Source organism: Thiocapsa bogorovii (genome assembly GCF_021228795.1).
Lineage (GTDB): Bacteria > Pseudomonadota > Gammaproteobacteria > Chromatiales > Chromatiaceae > Thiocapsa > Thiocapsa bogorovii.
Genome location: NZ_CP089309.1, coordinates 2615351 through 2633647, shown reverse-complemented (window position 1 = coordinate 2633647; position 18297 = coordinate 2615351). Strand labels below are relative to the sequence as shown.

Sequence of the window (18297 nt, the reverse complement as noted above, 5' to 3'; positions counted from 1 at the left end):
AGCGTGCTTGCTCTCGGGAGGTCAATCCACCTCTATACGTGCCGATGGGTGCGCGCGCTCCAGCTCTGCAATGCGTGCTTCGAGCGCAGCCAGTTTCTCGCGGGTGCGCGCCAGGACGGCCGATTGGACGTCGAACTCCTCGCGGGTGACCAGGTCGAGCTTGTCGAGTCCGGACTCGAGCGACGCTCGGAGATTGCGGCCGATGTCTTCCTGCAACATCTGAATGCCTTTCGGCATCGCCGATGCGAGGCGCTGGGCGAGATCGTCGAGCTGTTTAGGATCCAGCATGGGGTTTACTCCTGACTTGCGGCCTTAGGTTGGCATGTGGGTCCGGCGTGGACGCGGGGATACTCGGATCGATCCCGCAACGACTTCAGCGTCGCGAGAGGCGCGGCAACTCAACTGCCCGCCATTATATACCGAGCGCACGGGGGTTATCGCCGCATTGACTGGATCCGTCAGGTGACTTTGCGCACGTCACGCAAGGTCATGGCGGCCTTGACGATCGCTTTGGTTCGATGGCTCGCGGCCCGGTGAAGGCCCCTGCGATCCACGAACATCGCGCGGGCCGCCTCCGAGCGCTGCTCAACTGCCGGGACCAGGTTGAACGCCCCGCGCGCGCCGGTCGGTGTTGCGCCTCCTTGTCCTCATGACCGCTATGCGGCACCGGCAACTCGTCCCGACGCCTGCGGGACGCCCCCTGTTTCGGAAAAACCAACGAGCGCTCGGTAAACGGGCCGGCTCAAGGGGAAAGTGAGTCGACGGTCGGTTGACGCTCACATCGCCGCACCCTTCTGGTGCGCTCGGTTCTTCGAGGCATCCGCTCATGCCTTGGTTTGGTGCGGTTTAAAGTTGCGCGCTTGCAACATGATGCTGAAACGCCTCTTGCTTGGGGCGCGATTGCCTAATGGCACGCTATCTGCTTATTTCGACATCACAACGTCACAACCGGCGCGGTCACTCGGGCACCAGCCGGTCTCTTCTAACCTCGACTAGCAAGCCCGCATCATCGAGAGGCACACAGCAATGACAACACGACGCATCGGAACCGCTTTCGCGCTTGGGGCGCTCGCCGTGAGCGCGGGCGCTTTCCAGAACGCCGCGGCCGACGAGACGCATAACTTCAGCGCCAATATCGGCGTCGTCAGCAACTACTTCTTCCGTGGCCTGACTCAGACCGACAACGGCCCGGCTGTTCAGGGCGGGATCGATTACGAGCACAGCAGCGGCTTCTACGCGGGTACCTGGGCCTCAAACGTCGATTTCGGAAGCAGCGTCGATTACGAAGTCGATTTCGAGGGCCAAACATTCGATGTCACGACCTCTGATTCGCCCGGGTACGAGCTCGATGGCTACTTGGGTTTCAGCAAATCCATCAACGACGATTTTAGCTTCGACGTCAACGCCATCTATTACGCCTATCCCGACGGCAAGGATCTCGATTTCGCGGAAATCGGCGGCAGTGCGACTTGGAAATGGTTGACGGCCGGTCTGGCCTACACGGTCTATGGTCAGGCCGACGACGCGCCCGGCGTGCCTTCCAGTGAAGCGCTCTTCGTCGAAGGTGACTGGTATTACTACGCCAGTCTCGATTTCGCACTGCCCTATGATTTCGGTCTCGGGCTTCGCGGCGGCTATTATGATTTCGATTACAACGACGGCGGCAACGACTACGGCCATTGGGGTGTGACCATCAGTCGCGAAGCCGGCGATTTCGGCACCTTCAGCTTGAATTACGACCAAGTCGGACGCGATACCTATAACGACGATCCGCAGTTCTGGGTCGGCTGGTTGAAGGAATTCTGAAGCACCCCGCCTCGCACTCGCGATTCCAATCCCTCGGCCAAGGGTTAGCCCTTGGCCTCTACAGGAGCTAAATTGCAATGAAATTGGTTGCAGCCATTATCAAGCCGTTCAAGCTGGACGACGTCCGCGAGGCACTCGGAGACATCGGCGTATCCGGTATCACTGTCATCGAGGTCAAGGGGTTCGGTCGCCAGAAAGGACACACGGAACTGTACCGCGGTGCCGAATATGTCGTGGATTTCCTCCCCAAGATCAAGGTGGAGATCGCGGTGGACGATTCGATGGTCGAGAAGGTGATCGAGGCCATCAGCAGTGCGGCGCGCACCGGCAAGATCGGCGACGGAAAGATCTTCGTTTTCGACCTGCAGCAGGTCATCCGCATTCGCACCGGCGAGACCGGATCGGACGCACTCTAGTCGTCGCCGAGAGGATCGCAACGATGTACACACTGGAACCGCGACGACTGGCCGTACCGGCTTTGGCGGCTCTCTGGCTGCTGATGCCTGCACTGGCGAAGGCCGAGGAGCTGCCTGTTTTGAACAGCGGCGATACGGCCTGGATGCTGACGGCGACGGCACTTGTTCTCTTCATGACCATCCCGGGTTTGGCGCTTTTTTACGGCGGTTTGGTGCGCGCCAAGAACGTCCTTTCGGTATTGATGCAGTGTTTCGCTATCGCTGCACTCATGACGATTCTCTGGGTTCTCTACGGCTATAGCCTCGCCTTTTCAACGCAGGGCATGGAGTCGGGTGTTCTCAACATCAACACCTTCATCGGTGGATTGGATAAGGTCCTACTCGGCGGGGTGACACGCGAGAGCCTCACGGCGGCCATTCCCGAGACTGTCTTTGCCACCTTTCAGATGACCTTCGCCATCATTACCCCGGCTCTCATCGTCGGCGCCTTCGCGGAACGCATGAAATTCTCCGCCTTGCTCTGGTTCATGGGGCTTTGGTTCACCGTCGTCTATCTGCCGATTGCTCATATGGTTTGGGGCGGCGACGGGGCTCTGATGTGGGACTGGGGCGTTCTGGACTTCGCAGGCGGCACCGTGGTGCACATCAATGCGGGGGTCGCGGGTCTCGTCACCGCATTGGTCTTGGGGAAGCGCAGGGGCTATCCGCATACGGCCATGCCTCCGCATAATCTGGGCTACACCCTGATGGGCGCCTCGATGCTCTGGGTGGGGTGGTTCGGCTTCAATGCCGGTAGCGCCGTCGCCGCGAACGAAAGTGCCGGAATGGCGATGCTGGTGACTCAGGTCGCGACGGCGGCGGCCGCGCTCGCGTGGATGTTCTCCGAGTGGGTGTCGCACGGCAAGCCGAGCGTTCTCGGTATCGCTACCGGCGCGGTCGCCGGGCTCGTTGCGATCACGCCCGCGTCCGGAACGGCCGGTCCGCTTGGCGCGCTCGCCATCGGCCTTGCCTCCGGCATCGTTTGTTTCCTGGCTTCGACCAAGCTCAAGCGCGCGTTGGGCTATGACGACTCGCTCGACGTCTTCGGCGTGCATGCGGTCGGCGGTATCGTTGGCGCGATCTTGACCGGCGTGTTCGTCTCGGCCGCGCTCGGCGGTGCGGGTCTCGCCGAGGGCATGAGTATGCTCGGGCAGGTATGGATCCAAACCAAAGGAGTTCTGTTCACCTTGGTTTACACCGTGATCCTGACCTACATCATCCTCAAGCTGGTCGATCTGCTCATCGGGCTACGTGTCACCGAAGAGCAGGAAACCGAAGGTCTCGATCTTTCTCAGCACGGCGAGCGCGGTTACATCCTTTAAACCGCTTACCGAGGCGGATTCCTCCGCCTCGGTGCCTGCCTCGCCTCGAACCTCTTTGGAGATTCTCTCGTGGAAGAAATTACTCAATTGAGCTACGCGCTCGATACCTTTTACTTTCTCATCTCCGGCGCATTGGTCATGTGGATGGCCGCCGGCTTTGCGATGCTCGAGGCGGGTATGGTCCGCGCCAAGAACACCGCTGAAATTTTGACCAAAAATATCGCGCTTTTCGCGATCGCCTCGGTGATGTACATGCTGGTGGGATACGGGATCATGTATCCGGCCGACGGCAACGGCTTCATCCCCGCAATCGACTGGAGCTTCATGTTCGGCGGCGACAACAGCGTCGCGGAGGTCATGGGCAGCGACGGGGAGACCTACTACTCCTCGATGGCGGACTTCTTCTTCCAGGTTGTCTTTGTGGCCACAGCCATGTCGATCGTCTCGGGCGCCGTAGCCGAGCGGATGAAGCTCTGGGCCTTCCTGCTCTTCGCGGTCGTGATGACCGGATTCATCTACCCGATGCAAGGCTATTGGAAGTGGGGCGGGGGGTTCCTCGATGAGCTCGGATTCCTCGACTTTGCAGGCTCCGGCATCGTCCATTTGGCTGGCGCCTCGGCGGCGCTCGCAGGCGTTCTCCTCTTGGGTGCGCGGAAAGGCAAGTACGGCAAAGACGGATCGATCAACGCCATCCCGGGTGCGAATATGCCGATCGCGACGCTCGGCACCTTCATCCTCTGGCTTGGCTGGTTCGGCTTCAACGGCGGGTCGCAGCTGGTCATCTCGAACATCGAGGACGCCAATGCGGTCGCGGCGGTCTTTGTCAACACCAACATGTCAGCGGCCGGCGGCACCATCTTCGGTTTGATCACGGCTCGGCTGTTGTTCGGCAAGGCCGATCTTACGATGGCCCTCAACGGCGCTCTCGCCGGGTTGGTCGCGATCACGGCCGAGCCGCTCACGCCCTCGCCCTTGCTCGCGACGATGATCGGAGCGATCGGCGGAGTGATCGTCGTTTTCGCGATCGTGACCATGGACAAACTGCGGGTCGACGATCCGGTCGGCGCCATCTCCGTGCACGGTGTGGTCGGAATGTGGGGCCTGATGGCGGTGCCCATCACCAACAGTGATGCAAGCTTTGCCGCTCAGGGGATCGGACTCGGCACGATCCTCGGATGGGTCTTCGTCACCTCCTTCATCGTCTGGCTGATCCTCAAGCTTGTCATGGGCATCCGGGTCAGCGAGGAAGAGGAATACGAAGGCGTCGACATCGGGGAGTGCGGCCTGGAGGCCTATCCCGAGTTCGTCGGGGCACGCGGCGGCGTCTGATGCTCCGCTTTGCACTGTTGTGAATTCTTCGGGGCCCTCTGGGCCCCGTTTTTTTGGCCCCTATCCCGAGCGCCGGGCCTCTCTCCAGCTCGTCCCGACACACGACCCGCGGGAAGGTCCGAGCAACCGAGCTCAGCCGGCGATCTCGGCGAGCGCACGGCGAAAGAACTCCGGTTGCGCTAGGGCGGCGCGATGGATCTCGGCGTTGTAGTAAAGGGTTTCGAACGCTTTGCGAGCGGCGTCTTCGACACGAAAATCCCCGAGCGAAAGGTCGGTGCACGCCATGGTCGCGCTCCACCAACCGGAGGGATAGATCGGTTGAGGAAACAAGAGTGTGCGGGTGTCGCAGAAGCCGGCACTGCGCATCGCGGTGTGCATCTCGGTCAAGATGCGGATGTGATACAGCGGGGATTCGCTCTGCTGAACCAGAATTCCGCCCGCGCCCAAGGCGCGTCGGCAGTCAGCGTAGAATTCGCTGGTGAAGAGGCCGACTGCGGGTCCGACCGGGTCGGTACTGTCGACGATGATGATATCGAGACTGCCGGCATCCGCCTCTTGGATCCAGCGCACCCCGTCCTCGAACAACAGGTGCGCACGCGCATCCCCGTTTGAGGCGGTGAGCTCCGGAAAAAACATCTCGGCGAGACGTGTCACCCGCTCGTCGATGTCGATTTGAACCGCCTGCTCGACGCCGGGGTGCTTCAACACCTCGCGCAAGGTTCCGCAGTCGCCGCCCCCGATGATGCAGACTCGCTTGGGATCCGGATGCGTAAACAGCGCCGGATGCGACATCATCTCGTGATAGAGAAAGTTGTCGCGGGTCGAGAGCATGGTGCAGCCGTCGATCACCATGAGATTGCCGAAGCCCTCGGTCTCGTAGATCTCGATGTGCTGGTAGGGGCTCTGCTCCTCGTGGAGCTTCGAGGAGATACGCAGCGAAAAGGCGGTACCGTCCGCGGCGGCGACCTCGGAGAACCAGGTGTTGGGATCGAGCATGTGGGATCGTCCTGAGTGGAGTGGGCGAGCATTATCTCAGGAACGGTTCAAGAATGAGCAAAACGACGCGACGAGAGGGCGCCTTTGAGGCGGTGGTCGTTTTCGATTGCGACAACGACGAGACTCAACGCATTTCCGGCAGGTCACTTGAACACGGCGGGAGGCCCACTCACTCCCTTCGGGCGTGCGTTCGGTCAGAGCCGACGGCCGTTGGGTCTACGTAGGAGGAGACGCAGGACCCGCGGCCTATTTCGGGAAGCGGTCATCCAGGTTCGCCGGGCACAGCACGTCGCGCATGATGCCGATCAGATCCAACAACTGGTCGTTGCGGATGCGGTAATAGATCCGATTGGCCTCCTTGCGGGCGACGACGATGTTCTTGTTGCGTAGTTGCTCCAGGTGCTGGGAGATGTTGCTCTGCGAGGTCCCGGTGCGATCGACGATCTCCCCGACGGAGAGCTCCTTGTCGCCCAGCGAGCAGAGGATCTTCCATCGCAGCGGATGCGCCATGGCTTTCAGGGCGTTGGCCGTCAGGGTCGTGTTTTCATCGTCTTCGGGTATCTCGGGGACCATCGGCTCACTCATTCTTGCTCCTCCCTAGGGGCTCCAATCTTATCGTGTCGTTGCTTATCCCCCTGTCGGCAGGGCTCTCGCGTTCCCGTTCTCCCCGACCCGCACATAGCCGGTCATGTCCTTTGCGATGCAGATGATATCGCTGATATGTCCTTCCGGATCCTTCACCGCGGTCCTCGAGAAGAGAATCGGGACCCGCCGCCCGTCGCGGGCGATGAAACGGGCCTCGATCCGGCTCAAGGCTCCGGTGCGGATCAGCGCTTCGAGCCAGGTTCCCATGAAGGCGCCGGCTTCGGCATCGCCTTCCTCTTCGAACACGTCTCCGATGGACATGCCGCGCAGATCGCCCTCGCCATAGCCGAGCATCTTCCAGGCTGCCGGATTGGTGTGCTTGATGGTGCCGCTCGGATCCAAGACCAAGAGCGCTTCGCCCATATGGGTGATGATGTTCTCGAGGTACTGCCGCGCCTCGGCGAGCTCGGCCGTGCGTTGCGCGACCGTTTGCTCAAGCGTGCGGTTGAGCTCGCGCTCTTTTTCGATCAACCTAACCCGAATATTTCATAAAAAAGGGCGACTCTCGTTCAACCCATTGATAAAATGGCTGTTCCGCCAAGAACGCTTCGGAAGAAGCTAAACGAGGTCGCCCATGCCCGAGTCTACCCCGGAACAGCTGCGTTTTCCCCCGGTCGCCGGTTTCACGGTCCGCGGCGACTTCGACGGCGGCGCCATGTCGTCTGACTTTGGCCCCATGATTCTGCGCGGGGTTGATCGGCAGATCGGCCTGACCGAGCGGTTGAGCGCAGCGATCGATGATTGGCGCCATCCGTCCTACACCACCCATCCGATGCGTGAGCTGATCGCGCAACGGGTCTACCAGATCGCCTGTGCTTACGAAGACGGCAACGACGCCAATGCGCTGCGCCGTGATGCGCTGTTCAAGCTGGGGCTGGAGCGCAAGCCGCTGGATGCGACGACGGACCTGGCCAGCGGGCCGACCTTCTCGCGTTTGGAGAATGGGGTCGGCGCGCGCGACCTCTACCGCATGGCGCAGGCCTTCGTCGAGGCCTTCATCGCCAGCTACCCGAAGGCGCCGCAGGTGATCGTGCTCGATATGGACCACTCCGAAGACGCCACCCATGGCCAGCAGGAGTTCGCGTTCTACAATCATCACTACGGCAACCATTGCTACTTGCCGCTGTTTCTCTTCGAGGGCCTCTCGGGGAAGTTCATCACCGCGGTGCTGCGTCCCGGCAAGCGCCCCACCGGCGCCGAGAACGCGATGATCCTCAAGCGCGTGCTCAAGCGGCTGCGGGCCGCGTGGCCACGCACACGCATCATCCTGCGCGGCGACGGACACTTCTCCAACCCCGAGTTGATGGCCTTGGCGATGGCCGATCCGTTGACGGATTTCATCTTCGGCCTGGCGGGTAACCGGGCTCTCACGCCACGGGCCGAGCCGTTCTTGGCCGACGCCCGCAAGCTCCATGCGCTGCGCATCGAGAACGCCCGGCGCGCCGACGCCGACGTACCCGAGCGGACCCGCACCTACCACGAGGTTGACTACCGTGCCGGTTCCTGGCCCGGCGCGTGTCGGACCATCCTCAAAGCCGAGGTGACGGCGCGCGGCGACAACCTCCGCTTCGTCGTCACCTCCTTGGACTTGCCCAGTCCCGAGTGCGTCTACCGCGATCTGTACTGCGCGCGCGGCCAGGACGAGAACTTCATCAAAATGATCAAGAACGATCTGGCCAGCGATCGCACTTCCGACAGCACCTTCTTGGCCAATCAGATGCGCTTGTTCTTCTCCTGCGCCGCTTACGTCTTGCACCAAACGCTGCGCACCGAGGTCCTCGTCGGCACGGAACTGGCCAACGCCCAGCCTGCCACCGTGATCATCAAACTGTTCAAGCTCGCCGTGCGCGTGGTGCAGTACAAAGACCGCGTGCGCCTGCACCTGCCCTCGAGCTGTCCGGTCAAGACGCTGTTGCAGCAGGTCACCGAGAGGCTCTTCAACGCGCAGCCCCGGGCGGCGCCCGCCTAGACGCACATACATCCCCGCACGGGGATTTCAGCACGCGCACGACGACTATGCCCACCTCGGGCAGGGCATCGTACGCCTGCGCGGCGACAAAACTACTCGTGCCCCGTTGATCAAGCCCGTTGCCGCTCGGTATTTCCACCATTCAACCCCCGCGGCGTCCCGGTCATCGCCCTCGGTGACGCCCAGCGCCGCGCAAATCCGCGAGGCCAGTGTCGGCTGTGTCGGTTTATGAAACATCCGGGCTAAAGTAGGTGCTGATCTTGTTGATTAGAAGGTTGTCGTCGATCGGCTTGAGCAGATAGTCGACAGCACCGACAGCGAATCCGCGTTGCTGGAACTCTTCCGACTTGAAGGCCGCAGTCAGGAAGATGATCGGGATATCGCGCGTACGCTTGCGCAATTTGAGCATGGACGCGGTCTCGAAGCCGTCCATCTCGGGCATCTGTACATCGAGGATGATGAGGTCGATGTCGGGGTGCCGATGGGTCAGATCGATGGCGTCTTGTCCCGAAGTGGCCTCGAGAACCTCGACATCCATCTCGCTCTCGATCAAGGTCCGGAGCGTAAAGAGATTATGAGCGTGGTCGTCGACGATCAGCAGCTTGAAGCCGGCGTAGCGGGTCATGTCGTCTGCCCTTGTGCGCCCGGAACCGTCGCGAGTGGGACTCGGCCGGCTCAAACGATCGGTTCGGGTGCCGCTGCGGATGCCTCCGGGACGGGTCTCTCCGGCAGCACCTCGGCCAGCAGCGCCGTAAGTTGATCGGGATCGATGGGTTTCGAGAGAAATTCCACGGCACCGGCACCCAAGCAATCGGCAACCCGGTTCTTGGCCGATCGATCGCCGAGCACGGCAACGGCCGGATGCGGCCCCGCATTGCGGCTCAGTAGTGTCTGAATCGTAGCACAGGTCATTTCGTCGGACATCCCGGCCGCCAGCAGCACCAGCTCGCAACCTTCACCCTCTTCCTGCAGGGTCTCGAGTGCCTCGTCGAGATCGGCTGCGGTTTGAATACGAAGACCTCGCCGCGACAGCTCGGAGGCGAGTTGCACGAGGGTTTTGACGTCGCGCTCGACGATCAGGACCCAGCCGCCGCTCGCGCCGGCGCCGGAACCCCTGGCCGAGGTTGGGCGCAGCGCGCCGGGCGAGTCCGTGGGCGGTAGGGGAGTGACATGTGCGCTCGCGGGTGCGGCCGCGGAGACGATCCCTTCCTGCTCCACAGCGACGGCCGCGACGGGCATGACGAGGGTGAAGCAGGCCCCGGCACCCGGCGCGCTCTCGACCTGGATCCGTCCGCCGAGCAAGAGCGCGAGCTCTCGGCTGATGGAGAGTCCCAGGCCTGTGCCGCCGTAGCGGCGGCGCGTCGATCCGTCGGCCTGTTGGAAGGCCTCGAAGATGATGTCCTGTTTGTCGTGAGGGATCCCGATTCCGGTGTCGGCGACACTGAGTGCAACCTCTTTTTGGCGATCCTCTCCCGCTTCGACCGCGAGGGTGATGCGGCCCTGCTCGGTGAACTTCACGGCATTTGAAAGAAAGTTCTTAACCCGAATATTTCATAAAAAAGGGCGACTCTCGTTCAACCCATTGATAAAATGGCTGTTCCGCCAAGAACGCTTCGGAAGAAGCTAAACGAGGTCGCCCATGCCCGAGTCTACCCCGGAACAGCTGCGTTTTCCCCCGGTCGCCGGTTTCACGGTCCGCGGCGACTTCGACGGCGGCGCCATGTCGTCTGACTTTGGCCCCATGATTCTGCGCGGGGTTGATCGGCAGATCGGCCTGACCGAGCGGTTGAGCGCAGCGATCGATGATTGGCGCCATCCGTCCTACACCACCCATCCGATGCGTGAGCTGATCGCGCAACGGGTCTACCAGATCGCCTGTGCTTACGAAGACGGCAACGACGCCAATGCGCTGCGCCGTGATGCGCTGTTCAAGCTGGGGCTGGAGCGCAAGCCGCTGGATGCGACGACGGACCTGGCCAGCGGGCCGACCTTCTCGCGTTTGGAGAATGGGGTCGGCGCGCGCGACCTCTACCGCATGGCGCAGGCCTTCGTCGAGGCCTTCATCGCCAGCTACCCGAAGGCGCCGCAGGTGATCGTGCTCGATATGGACCACTCCGAAGACGCCACCCATGGCCAGCAGGAGTTCGCGTTCTACAATCATCACTACGGCAACCATTGCTACTTGCCGCTGTTTCTCTTCGAGGGCCTCTCGGGGAAGTTCATCACCGCGGTGCTGCGTCCCGGCAAGCGCCCCACCGGCGCCGAGAACGCGATGATCCTCAAGCGCGTGCTCAAGCGGCTGCGGGCCGCGTGGCCACGCACACGCATCATCCTGCGCGGCGACGGACACTTCTCCAACCCCGAGTTGATGGCCTTGGCGATGGCCGATCCGTTGACGGATTTCATCTTCGGCCTGGCGGGTAACCGGGCTCTCACGCCACGGGCCGAGCCGTTCTTGGCCGACGCCCGCAAGCTCCATGCGCTGCGCATCGAGAACGCCCGGCGCGCCGACGCCGACGTACCCGAGCGGACCCGCACCTACCACGAGGTTGACTACCGTGCCGGTTCCTGGCCCGGCGCGTGTCGGACCATCCTCAAAGCCGAGGTGACGGCGCGCGGCGACAACCTCCGCTTCGTCGTCACCTCCTTGGACTTGCCCAGTCCCGAGTGCGTCTACCGCGATCTGTACTGCGCGCGCGGCCAGGACGAGAACTTCATCAAAATGATCAAGAACGATCTGGCCAGCGATCGCACTTCCGACAGCACCTTCTTGGCCAATCAGATGCGCTTGTTCTTCTCCTGCGCCGCTTACGTCTTGCACCAAACGCTGCGCACCGAGGTCCTCGTCGGCACGGAACTGGCCAACGCCCAGCCTGCCACCGTGATCATCAAACTGTTCAAGCTCGCCGTGCGCGTGGTGCAGTACAAAGACCGCGTGCGCCTGCACCTGCCCTCGAGCTGTCCGGTCAAGACGCTGTTGCAGCAGGTCACCGAGAGGCTCTTCAACGCGCAGCCCCGGGCGGCGCCCGCCTAGACGCACATACATCCCCGCACGGGGATTTCAGCACGCGCACGACGACTATGCCCACCTCGGGCAGGGCATCGTACGCCTGCGCGGCGACAAAACTACTCGTGCCCCGTTGATCAAGCCCGTTGCCGCTCGGTATTTCCACCATTCAACCCCCGCGGCGTCCCGGTCATCGCCCTCGGTGACGCCCAGCGCCGCGCAAATCCGCGAGGCCAGTGTCGGCTGTGTCGGTTTATGAAACATCCGGGTTAAGGATCTGTCGCAGCTTGTCGCGGTCCGTATAGACCCTCGTCGCGGCGTCCGGGTCGACCTTCAGGTCGAGCACCACCGGTTTCTCCACCACCATCGGTTCGACCAACTCGATCAGCTCCTCCAGCATGGGACGCAGCTCGACCCAATCCGAGGTCACTGCGACATGTCCCGCCTCGATCCGAGAGATGTCCAGGATGTTGTCGATCATGGTCCTCAGGTCGCGCCCGGCCTCGTGGATCACCTGCGCTTGACGTCGCTGCCCCGGATTGAGCCCGCTGGTCTCGGCGGCCAACATCTTCGAGAGCAGGAGGATCGAGTTCAGCGGCGTGCGCAGCTCATGGCTGACATTGGCCAGGAATTCAGACTTGTACCGGTTGGATCGCTCCAGCTCGCGGGTATGGGCATGCGCCGCCTGAAGGTGCTCGGCGTGGGTTTGCGCCAGCGCGGTGAGCTGCTCGCCGAGCTCGCGGATCTCGCGCGGTCCGCGCCAACTGAAGCGTAGCGGTCGACCGTCGCGCAGCACCTGTCCGATGCCGCCCCGCAGCTCCTGGCCGAAATGCTCGGCACGTGCCGCGATCCATCGCGCCAGAACCATCACCACCAAAACCAGCAGGAAGATGATGGAGAGGACACGCACGATCAAGGCGTCGCGAAACTCCTCGATTGGCGAGGGATCCACCGCCCGACCTACCCATAGCGGCACGCCGTCCTCGGTCAGGAACATGGGCACCCAGAGCAGCTGGCGGCCTTGGCGGCCCTTCCAGACGGCGAGGGTGCCGCCGGCAAAGATCTCGGCCAAGCCCGGGAAGGCGTCGAAGGCCTCGGGCTGGCCGCTTGCGGGCTGACCGGGACGCAGATAGCTGCCGTCGTGATTCACCCAGAGCGTGTCGCGATAGAACTGGGCGAGTCCACCGACATCGATGGTCATCACCACCACCCCTCGCGGGTCTTCCGGTTTCTCCCCGCCGATTCGGCTGACCAGGCTCAGGGTCATCAGCTGGCGCGGGTCTTCAACACCCGCTAACGGGTCGATGCGGATTCGGCTGACCATCACCGCGCCGGATTGTAGATCGAGCCCTGCGGTCAGGAATGCGCGATTCGGGACCTGCGGGGGTGAGGCGGTGGGTCGCCATTCCTGCGTGCGCGCATCGCGAGCCAGCCAGAAACGCTCCTGACCGTCGTCCCCGACGAAGAGGATCTGAATGATGTCGCGCTGATCGGCGACGATCTGGTTGATCCAGGCGGTGTATCGAGCGCGTGCGACATCGATCTGATCCGCATCCCCCTGCTCGCCGAGGATCAGGCCGGGCTCGGGCAACTTAGAGAGCAGCCGGATCATCTCATGGCGACTGGCAAGATGCTGGTCGAGATCACGAAAGTCCGCGCGCAGATTCTGCAGATACGCGCGCTGGTAGAACATCGCGGTGCGATCCAGCACCAGCGGGAGGTTGATCAGCACGGCCAAGACAAGCGGTGTCAGGCCGAAGATCAGGAGGAAGATCAGGATATAGGCGCGCAGCTTGACGCTACGCGAGGTCTCCGAACGCGGCTCGGGGTCCAGCCCCGTCGAGGGGGAGCCCGTGACGATGCCCGGGCCGGACGTGGATTTGGGCTCGACCGAGGAGATCGGGCTTTTCCCCGGGGTCGGCGGCGAGAGCATCTCGAATACCGCTCCCGGTCGCGGGTCAGAGTGCCTGGACCAGTTCCAGGATCTGGGCGGCATGGCCCTTGGGTTTGACGTCGTAGAGCGCGTGTCGAATCACGCCGCTTTTGTCGACGACGAAGGTCGAGCGGACGATCCCCATGCGTTTCTCGCCGTGTGCCTCCTTCTCGCGCCAGACCCCGTAAGCCTCGCACGCCTCACCCTCGGTATCGGCGAGCAATTGAACGGTCAAGCCGTATTTATCGCGGAAGGCGCCGTGGCTGGTGCAGGTGTCGCGGCTGATGCCGACGACATCGGTCTCGGCGGCGTCGAAGTCGGCTTGTAGGTCGGTGAAGTCGAGCGCCTCCATCGTGCAGCCCGGTGTGTCGTCTTTCGGGTAAAAGTAGATGACCAGATTGCGTTGCCCGAGAAGCTGATCGAGGCTCACCCGCCCCATGTCCGCGTTGGGGAGTGTGAAGACGGGCGCGTGATCGCCAGGTTGCAGCATCGCGAGGGGCTCCGGTAGTCGAGCGAATTGATGGATGTCAGGGCGGAATTTAGGCACCCTCGGACGGCACGTCAACCGCCGTGCCGTTGCGCGGAGCAAGAGCGGGCTCGAGCTCGAGCGGCGGCAAGCGAACGCTCGCGACGGTGCCGCCGCCGCGACGCATGCCCAGATGCAGCTCCATCTGGTTCGACAGGGCAAGCTGGTAAGCCACGGCGAGACCTAACCCCGTGCCGCCGGTTAGGCGGCTGCGCGAGGTTTCCAATCGGTAGTAGGGACGGAAGACGGCCTCGCGCTCCGCTTCCGGGATCCCCGGACCGCGATCGAGCACGAAGACCACGGGCGTCGCTGTCTTGCAGTCGAGATGGATCTCGACCAGGTCTTGGCTGTAGCGCAGGGCGTTTTCGAGCAGATTGCTCAGGATGCGCCGCAATGCCAAGACGTCGACGCGATAGCGACACGACCGACCGCGTTGCCAGATGACCCGCGAACGACCGGCGACCAGGTCGTCGATCACCTCGGCGAGATCGACCTCTTCGCGATTCCCGGTTTCGAGGCTCTTTCCGAAGTCGATGGCCTGGGAAATGAGGGCGTTCATCTCCTCGATGTCGCGCTCCATCCGGGCGACGAGCGCCGGTGCGGTCCCGCGCGGCAGCATCTCCACAGCGAGACGCAGGCGCGTCAACGGCGTTCGCAGATCGTGCGAGATCCCGGCCAGCAGCAGGGTGCGATTGGCGATCAGCTCGCGGATACGTCGACTGGTAGCATTGAACTGACGCGCGAGGTTCGCGAGCTCTTTGGGGCCGCTTTCGGACAAGACGGCAGGCGAGTACCCGAGCGCGACCTGCTCGGCGGCCTTGGAGAGGCGGTTGAGCGGCTGAGTCACGCGCCCGGCGAGAATCACCGCGCTTCCCACGATCAGCAGCACCGCGACGCCGATGATGACCGAGAGGCCCTCGATCGGGCGCGTCTCGACCCGGCTGCGAGGGAATCCCGCCCAGACCGTTTCTCCGCTCGCATCGAGGGCGACCCAGAACCACCGCTCGCTGTTGGCGACGCTCGTCACGATCTCTACCTCGCCGCCTAATCGTTCTTCCAGGGCGCGTTTGAGCTGGCCGATGTAGGGAAAGAAAAAGTGGTTCACGTCCGTGAGCGGACGCTCCTCGGCGAGTCGGATCTGGTACTCCCGCGCAAGCCTGGTGCGATAGTCGTCACGCATCTCCGCCGGGAGCTGGCGTAGGGTCCGGGCCGAGAGCACCATGATGCTCGCCAGATCCGAGGCGGAGCGCTGAGCAACCGGCGTCAGCGCATAGGACACGATGACCCAGAAGGTGATGAGGCCGAACAGCCCGAAGGTGAAGACCAAGGTGAGCAGCGCGCGCCCGAACAGGCTTGCCGGGACCAGGCGTGCAAAGAGCTTCATGCGTCGCCGGCCGGCGTGAACATGTAACCCTTGCCCCAAATGGTGCGGATGTAACGGGGGCGTTTGGTATCCGGTTCGATTTTGGCGCGCAGGCGCGCGATCTGCACGTCGATGCTGCGATCGAACGGCGAGCGCTCGTAGCCCTTGAGCAGGTCGAGCAGCAGATCACGATCCAATATCCGGTCGGGATGCTCGGCAAGGATGCGCAACAGCTCAAGCTCGCCCGAGGTGAGCACGACGGCGTCATCCCCGCGTCGCAACTCGCGTTGACCGAGGTCGAGACGATAGGGCCCGAACCGAATGATCCCATTCTCCTCACGGGGCTCTGTTGGCCCGCTCGGGGCTCGGCGGCGCAGCACCGCACGGATTCGCGCAAGAAGCTCGCGGGGATTGAAGGGCTTGGGCATGTAGTCGTCGGCACCGACCTCCAAGCCGACGATGCGATCGATGTCGTCGCCGCGTGCCGACAGCATGATGATCGGGGTATCGGCGCGCGCCCGCAGTCGGCGTGCCAGGGTCAGCCCGTCCTCGCCGGGGAGCATCAAGTCGAGGATCACCAGGTCCGTCTCATGCTCGGCCAACCAGGCGTCCATCGCCACGCCGTCCTCCGCTCCGGCCACGAGGAAGCCCTCCCCGGCGAGATAGTCTCCGAGCAGAGCGCGCAAGGCCGAATCGTCGTCGACAACCAGGATCTGGATCGGTGTATCGGGCATTTCCGCGGGGTCCCGTTCGGCCGAAGTCAGGCGACTGTAACAACTTGTAACAACATTAGAGTCGACTGAAATACTCTATTGACGCCTTGCGCGCAAGATAAACACGTACGCGCAGGCCCTTGTTCGAGTTTTTCGATCCTCGGCGCTGCGGATCTTTGGAGCAGTCATCCGACGGATAGAGGGGAGCACACATGAGCTTCGATGCACTTACGATCGCGGGTCTGATCGCGGCGGTGTTTTGCGCCGGCTTTCTGGTCGCGCTCATCAACCGCGACGATGCCGGTGACGCTCGTCCTTCACGCATACGTGGCACCGACAAGACCGCTGGGTCCGACTGCCGGTCCTGATTCGGAGCCGCACACGCGCAGCAAGCCAGTTCGGTCGCCACGGCAGCTACACACCCTGTCGTCGCGGCCTTTTTTTGTTGGCGATTCTTCGCGTTCAATCCTGATTCAAATCCTTCTAAGGATAGGCAAGGTTACTGCCGAGCGCGAGGATTACGGGTGGAAACTCGACGGCCCTGCTCAAGGGCCCCGGAGCGGTCTGCGCGCGCCGGCGTTCGGCCCGGTTTGACAGGCCCTGTCGGGGTTCCTAGGATCGCTCGACCTCTCCTCCGACAGCCGTTTCGATACCATGCCCAGACTCTCCCCGCTGCAGTGGCTGCTCTTCGCCGTGTTCTTGTTCTTCTACGGTTTCACGGTTTTTGCGGTCACGCGCGACTACTACATTCGCCACGCTGCGCGCCCTGCCGTCGCCGCGGCGTCGGCCGCTCCCCACGGGCTGCCTACTCAGACCACTCCGCGCCCGTCGCCGACCGCGATCCCTCAGACCATCACCGAGACCAACCCCGATCTCCTGGCGCAGCAAGCCGACGCGCTCTTTGTGGAGCGTCGCTACACCGAGGCCGTGCCCATCTATCGCCGTTTGCTCGAGCTGCGGCCGGACGACGTCGATGCTCAAAACGACCTCGGATTGGCGCTGCATTACACGGGCGATACCGAAGGGGCGCTGACGCAACTACGTGCGGGTGCGGCCAAGGACGCGACCCACCAGCGCATCTGGCTGACCCTCGGATTCGTGAGCCTGCAGGCCGGCGATATGGCCGAGGCGCGCACGGCGCTCGAGCGCGCACGCGATCTCGGTGCCGATACGGGTGTCGGTCAGGAGGCGACCCGGTTATTGGATCTGATCGAGGAGTAGTGATCGGGACTGACGAGTCTCTCCTCTGCAGCGCGGCAGATGTATCGAGACCTTTTGTTGTCGAAATCGTCGTCGTCATCGCCATAGTGGTCGTCTCGATGGTCGATGACGACAAGGAACCTGATCGCGTGCGGTCTCGACATCTCTACACTCCACCACCCTAGGCTCCCGGGCGGAACCGGATTCGCGATCCTCGGCGCGACGCAAGCACGACACGTATCGGAAAGCGTCGCGGCGGACACGGCGCAACACTCTGCTTCCGATACCTTCATCCGCGTCGACCAAAGACTCCAGCGGTCTTCCATGCGGCGGCCATGCTCAAACGTCTGCCGCGCTCCCGCCACCCCGTTGAGCCCGCTCGGCAAACGCAACCGTGTAATGCGCCCCCTGCTTGAGCTTGTCGTAATTGCCGAAGACCTCGGTCAGGTTGCGTTTCATGTACTGGCGCAGCCCGTTGATGGTCACCAGATAAAGCCGCCCGCCCGGGCGCAGGCGGGCGCGGGCGTCGTGCAGCAGGAGCGCGAGCAGCTCCTTGCCCACCTTCGCAGGGATATTGCTCGCGATTAGGTCGAACTGCAGCTCGGGGTCGACCTGATCGAACCCGTTGCTGAGCTGCGCGCGTGCGTTCTCCAGCTGATTGAGCTTGACGTTGCGGTTGGCGTAATCCACCGCCACGAAATCCTTGTCGACCATCAGGGTTTGACCCCGCGGGGCGAGCGTCGCCATCGCCAAGCCGATCGCACCGTATCCGCAGCCCAGATCGAAGCAGTCGTCGGTGGGGCGAACCTCCAGATGCGCCAGCAGCAGACGAGTGCCTTCGTCGATCTCGCGCGGCGAGAAGAGACCCCAAGTGCTGTGCATCGTTAGGTCGCGCCCGCCGAGCTGGGCATTGACGACGATGTCTCGGCGAAGGGCGGCAAGTTGTTCGGGTGTGAGCACGGGGGTTAGGCCTGATGCAATGCGATGAGGATGGGGCAAAGAGCGAGACCGTGTCTGCAACGACCTGGTCCGC

At 62.9% G+C, this 18297-nt stretch carries 16 protein-coding genes and 3 pseudogenes; 8 read left to right on the top strand and 11 right to left on the bottom strand.

Annotation, left to right across the window (positions count from 1 at the left end):
- Positions 1 to 21: 21 nt before the first annotated feature.
- Positions 22 to 288 (bottom strand): ubiquinone biosynthesis accessory factor UbiK, encoded by a 267-nt coding sequence (ubiK, locus tag LT988_RS11930; RefSeq protein WP_232410346.1) that lies wholly within the window; start codon positions 286 to 288, stop codon positions 22 to 24.
- A 738-nt stretch (positions 289 to 1026) separates the two neighbouring features.
- Between ubiK and LT988_RS11925 the strand changes: the two genes are divergently transcribed.
- From LT988_RS11925 to LT988_RS11910, 4 genes are all read left to right on the top strand, one after another.
- Positions 1027 to 1806 (top strand): TorF family putative porin, encoded by a 780-nt coding sequence (locus tag LT988_RS11925; protein WP_232410345.1) that lies wholly within the window; start codon positions 1027 to 1029, stop codon positions 1804 to 1806.
- A gap of 77 nt (positions 1807 to 1883) precedes the next feature.
- The gene (locus tag LT988_RS11920) at positions 1884 to 2222 is read left to right on the top strand and encodes a P-II family nitrogen regulator (protein WP_232410344.1); all 339 of its coding nucleotides are present in this window, start codon (positions 1884 to 1886) and stop codon (positions 2220 to 2222) included.
- Between the two features lie 23 nt (positions 2223 to 2245).
- Entirely contained in the window at positions 2246 to 3583 is a 1338-nt protein-coding gene (locus LT988_RS11915; protein ID WP_269752126.1) for an ammonium transporter, read from the top strand.
- Positions 3584 to 3652: 69 nt separating this feature from the next.
- Entirely contained in the window at positions 3653 to 4912 is a 1260-nt protein-coding gene (locus LT988_RS11910) for an ammonium transporter (RefSeq protein WP_232410343.1), read from the top strand.
- Between the two features lie 132 nt (positions 4913 to 5044).
- Here the strand turns inward: LT988_RS11910 and speE are convergent, their stop codons facing one another.
- The 3 genes and pseudogenes from speE to LT988_RS11895 all read right to left on the bottom strand — a co-directional run.
- A complete protein-coding gene (gene speE / locus LT988_RS11905; protein ID WP_232410342.1) occupies positions 5045 to 5908 on the bottom strand; it encodes a polyamine aminopropyltransferase in 864 nt (287 codons plus the stop codon).
- A 246-nt stretch (positions 5909 to 6154) separates the two neighbouring features.
- Complete coding sequence (locus tag LT988_RS11900; protein ID WP_232410341.1) at positions 6155 to 6493, bottom strand: ArsR/SmtB family transcription factor; 339 nt, start codon at positions 6491 to 6493, stop codon at positions 6155 to 6157.
- 42 nt (positions 6494 to 6535) lie between these two features.
- Positions 6536 to 7027, bottom strand: a pseudogene (locus LT988_RS11895) (PAS domain S-box protein); the annotation flags it as partial.
- 100 nt (positions 7028 to 7127) lie between these two features.
- Between LT988_RS11895 and LT988_RS11890 the strand changes: the two are divergent.
- Positions 7128 to 8522, top strand: a complete 1395-nt coding sequence (locus LT988_RS11890) for an IS1380-like element ISTro1 family transposase (protein ID WP_232406659.1) — start codon at positions 7128 to 7130, stop codon at positions 8520 to 8522.
- A 244-nt stretch (positions 8523 to 8766) separates the two neighbouring features.
- On the opposite strand, the pseudogene LT988_RS11885 reads toward LT988_RS11890, so the two are convergent.
- A pseudogene (locus tag LT988_RS11885) lies at positions 8767 to 9147 on the bottom strand (response regulator); the annotation flags it as partial.
- Between the two features lie 50 nt (positions 9148 to 9197).
- Positions 9198 to 10070 (bottom strand): ATP-binding protein, encoded by an 873-nt coding sequence (locus LT988_RS11880; RefSeq protein WP_269752142.1) that lies wholly within the window; start codon positions 10068 to 10070, stop codon positions 9198 to 9200.
- A 91-nt stretch (positions 10071 to 10161) separates the two neighbouring features.
- Between LT988_RS11880 and LT988_RS11875 the strand changes: the two genes are divergently transcribed.
- Complete coding sequence (locus LT988_RS11875; protein WP_232406659.1) at positions 10162 to 11556, top strand: IS1380-like element ISTro1 family transposase; 1395 nt, start codon at positions 10162 to 10164, stop codon at positions 11554 to 11556.
- Between the two features lie 244 nt (positions 11557 to 11800).
- Here the strand turns inward: LT988_RS11875 and LT988_RS11870 are convergent.
- The 4 genes and pseudogenes from LT988_RS11870 to LT988_RS11855 all read right to left on the bottom strand — a co-directional run.
- A pseudogene (locus LT988_RS11870) lies at positions 11801 to 13462 on the bottom strand (sensor histidine kinase); the annotation flags it as partial.
- A 25-nt stretch (positions 13463 to 13487) separates the two neighbouring features.
- Entirely contained in the window at positions 13488 to 13952 is a 465-nt protein-coding gene (locus tag LT988_RS11865; RefSeq protein WP_232410339.1) for a peroxiredoxin, read from the bottom strand.
- A 49-nt stretch (positions 13953 to 14001) separates the two neighbouring features.
- The gene (locus LT988_RS11860) at positions 14002 to 15372 is read right to left on the bottom strand and encodes an ATP-binding protein (protein WP_232410338.1); all 1371 of its coding nucleotides are present in this window, start codon (positions 15370 to 15372) and stop codon (positions 14002 to 14004) included.
- Positions 15369 to 16085 (bottom strand): response regulator, encoded by a 717-nt coding sequence (locus LT988_RS11855; protein WP_232410337.1) that lies wholly within the window; start codon positions 16083 to 16085, stop codon positions 15369 to 15371. Before LT988_RS11855 ends, LT988_RS11860 begins: the two co-directional genes overlap by 4 nt.
- A 191-nt stretch (positions 16086 to 16276) precedes the next feature.
- On the opposite strand from LT988_RS11855, the gene LT988_RS11850 reads away from it, so the two are divergent.
- Together LT988_RS11850 and LT988_RS11845 are read left to right on the top strand one after the other, a co-directional pair.
- Complete coding sequence (locus LT988_RS11850) at positions 16277 to 16432, top strand: hypothetical protein (RefSeq protein WP_232410336.1); 156 nt, start codon at positions 16277 to 16279, stop codon at positions 16430 to 16432.
- Positions 16433 to 16718: 286 nt separating this feature from the next.
- Positions 16719 to 17285 carry a tetratricopeptide repeat protein gene (locus LT988_RS11845; RefSeq protein ID WP_232410335.1) on the top strand — a complete coding sequence of 189 codons (567 nt, stop codon included), beginning with the start codon at positions 16719 to 16721 and terminating at the stop codon, positions 17283 to 17285.
- A 318-nt stretch (positions 17286 to 17603) separates the two neighbouring features.
- Here the strand turns inward: LT988_RS11845 and LT988_RS11840 are convergent, their stop codons facing one another.
- Positions 17604 to 18224, bottom strand: coding sequence for a class I SAM-dependent methyltransferase (locus LT988_RS11840; protein ID WP_232410334.1), 621 nt, complete (start codon positions 18222 to 18224; stop codon positions 17604 to 17606).
- Positions 18225 to 18297 lie beyond the last annotated feature (73 nt).

Bases quoted from the DNA above. Each gene is read 5' to 3' on its own strand.
- LT988_RS11920 (WP_232410344.1), top strand. From the start codon at position 1,884: ATGAAATTGGTTGCAGCCATTATCAAGCCGTTCAAGCTGGACGACGTC.
- LT988_RS11855 (WP_232410337.1), bottom strand. From the start codon at position 16,085: ATGCCCGATACACCGATCCAGATCCTGGTTGTCGACGACGATTCGGCC.
- ubiK (WP_232410346.1), bottom strand. From the start codon at position 288: ATGCTGGATCCTAAACAGCTCGACGATCTCGCCCAGCGCCTCGCATCG.
- LT988_RS11850 (WP_232410336.1), top strand. From the start codon at position 16,277: ATGAGCTTCGATGCACTTACGATCGCGGGTCTGATCGCGGCGGTGTTT.
- LT988_RS11860 (WP_232410338.1), bottom strand. From the start codon at position 15,372: ATGAAGCTCTTTGCACGCCTGGTCCCGGCAAGCCTGTTCGGGCGCGCG.
- LT988_RS11865 (WP_232410339.1), bottom strand. From the start codon at position 13,952: ATGCTGCAACCTGGCGATCACGCGCCCGTCTTCACACTCCCCAACGCG.
- LT988_RS11915 (WP_269752126.1), top strand. From the start codon at position 2,246: ATGTACACACTGGAACCGCGACGACTGGCCGTACCGGCTTTGGCGGCT.
- LT988_RS11900 (WP_232410341.1), bottom strand. From the start codon at position 6,493: ATGAGTGAGCCGATGGTCCCCGAGATACCCGAAGACGATGAAAACACG.
- speE (WP_232410342.1), bottom strand. From the start codon at position 5,908: ATGCTCGATCCCAACACCTGGTTCTCCGAGGTCGCCGCCGCGGACGGT.
- LT988_RS11925 (WP_232410345.1), top strand. From the start codon at position 1,027: ATGACAACACGACGCATCGGAACCGCTTTCGCGCTTGGGGCGCTCGCC.
- LT988_RS11875 (WP_232406659.1), top strand. From the start codon at position 10,162: ATGCCCGAGTCTACCCCGGAACAGCTGCGTTTTCCCCCGGTCGCCGGT.
- LT988_RS11845 (WP_232410335.1), top strand. From the start codon at position 16,719: ATGCCCAGACTCTCCCCGCTGCAGTGGCTGCTCTTCGCCGTGTTCTTG.
- LT988_RS11890 (WP_232406659.1), top strand. From the start codon at position 7,128: ATGCCCGAGTCTACCCCGGAACAGCTGCGTTTTCCCCCGGTCGCCGGT.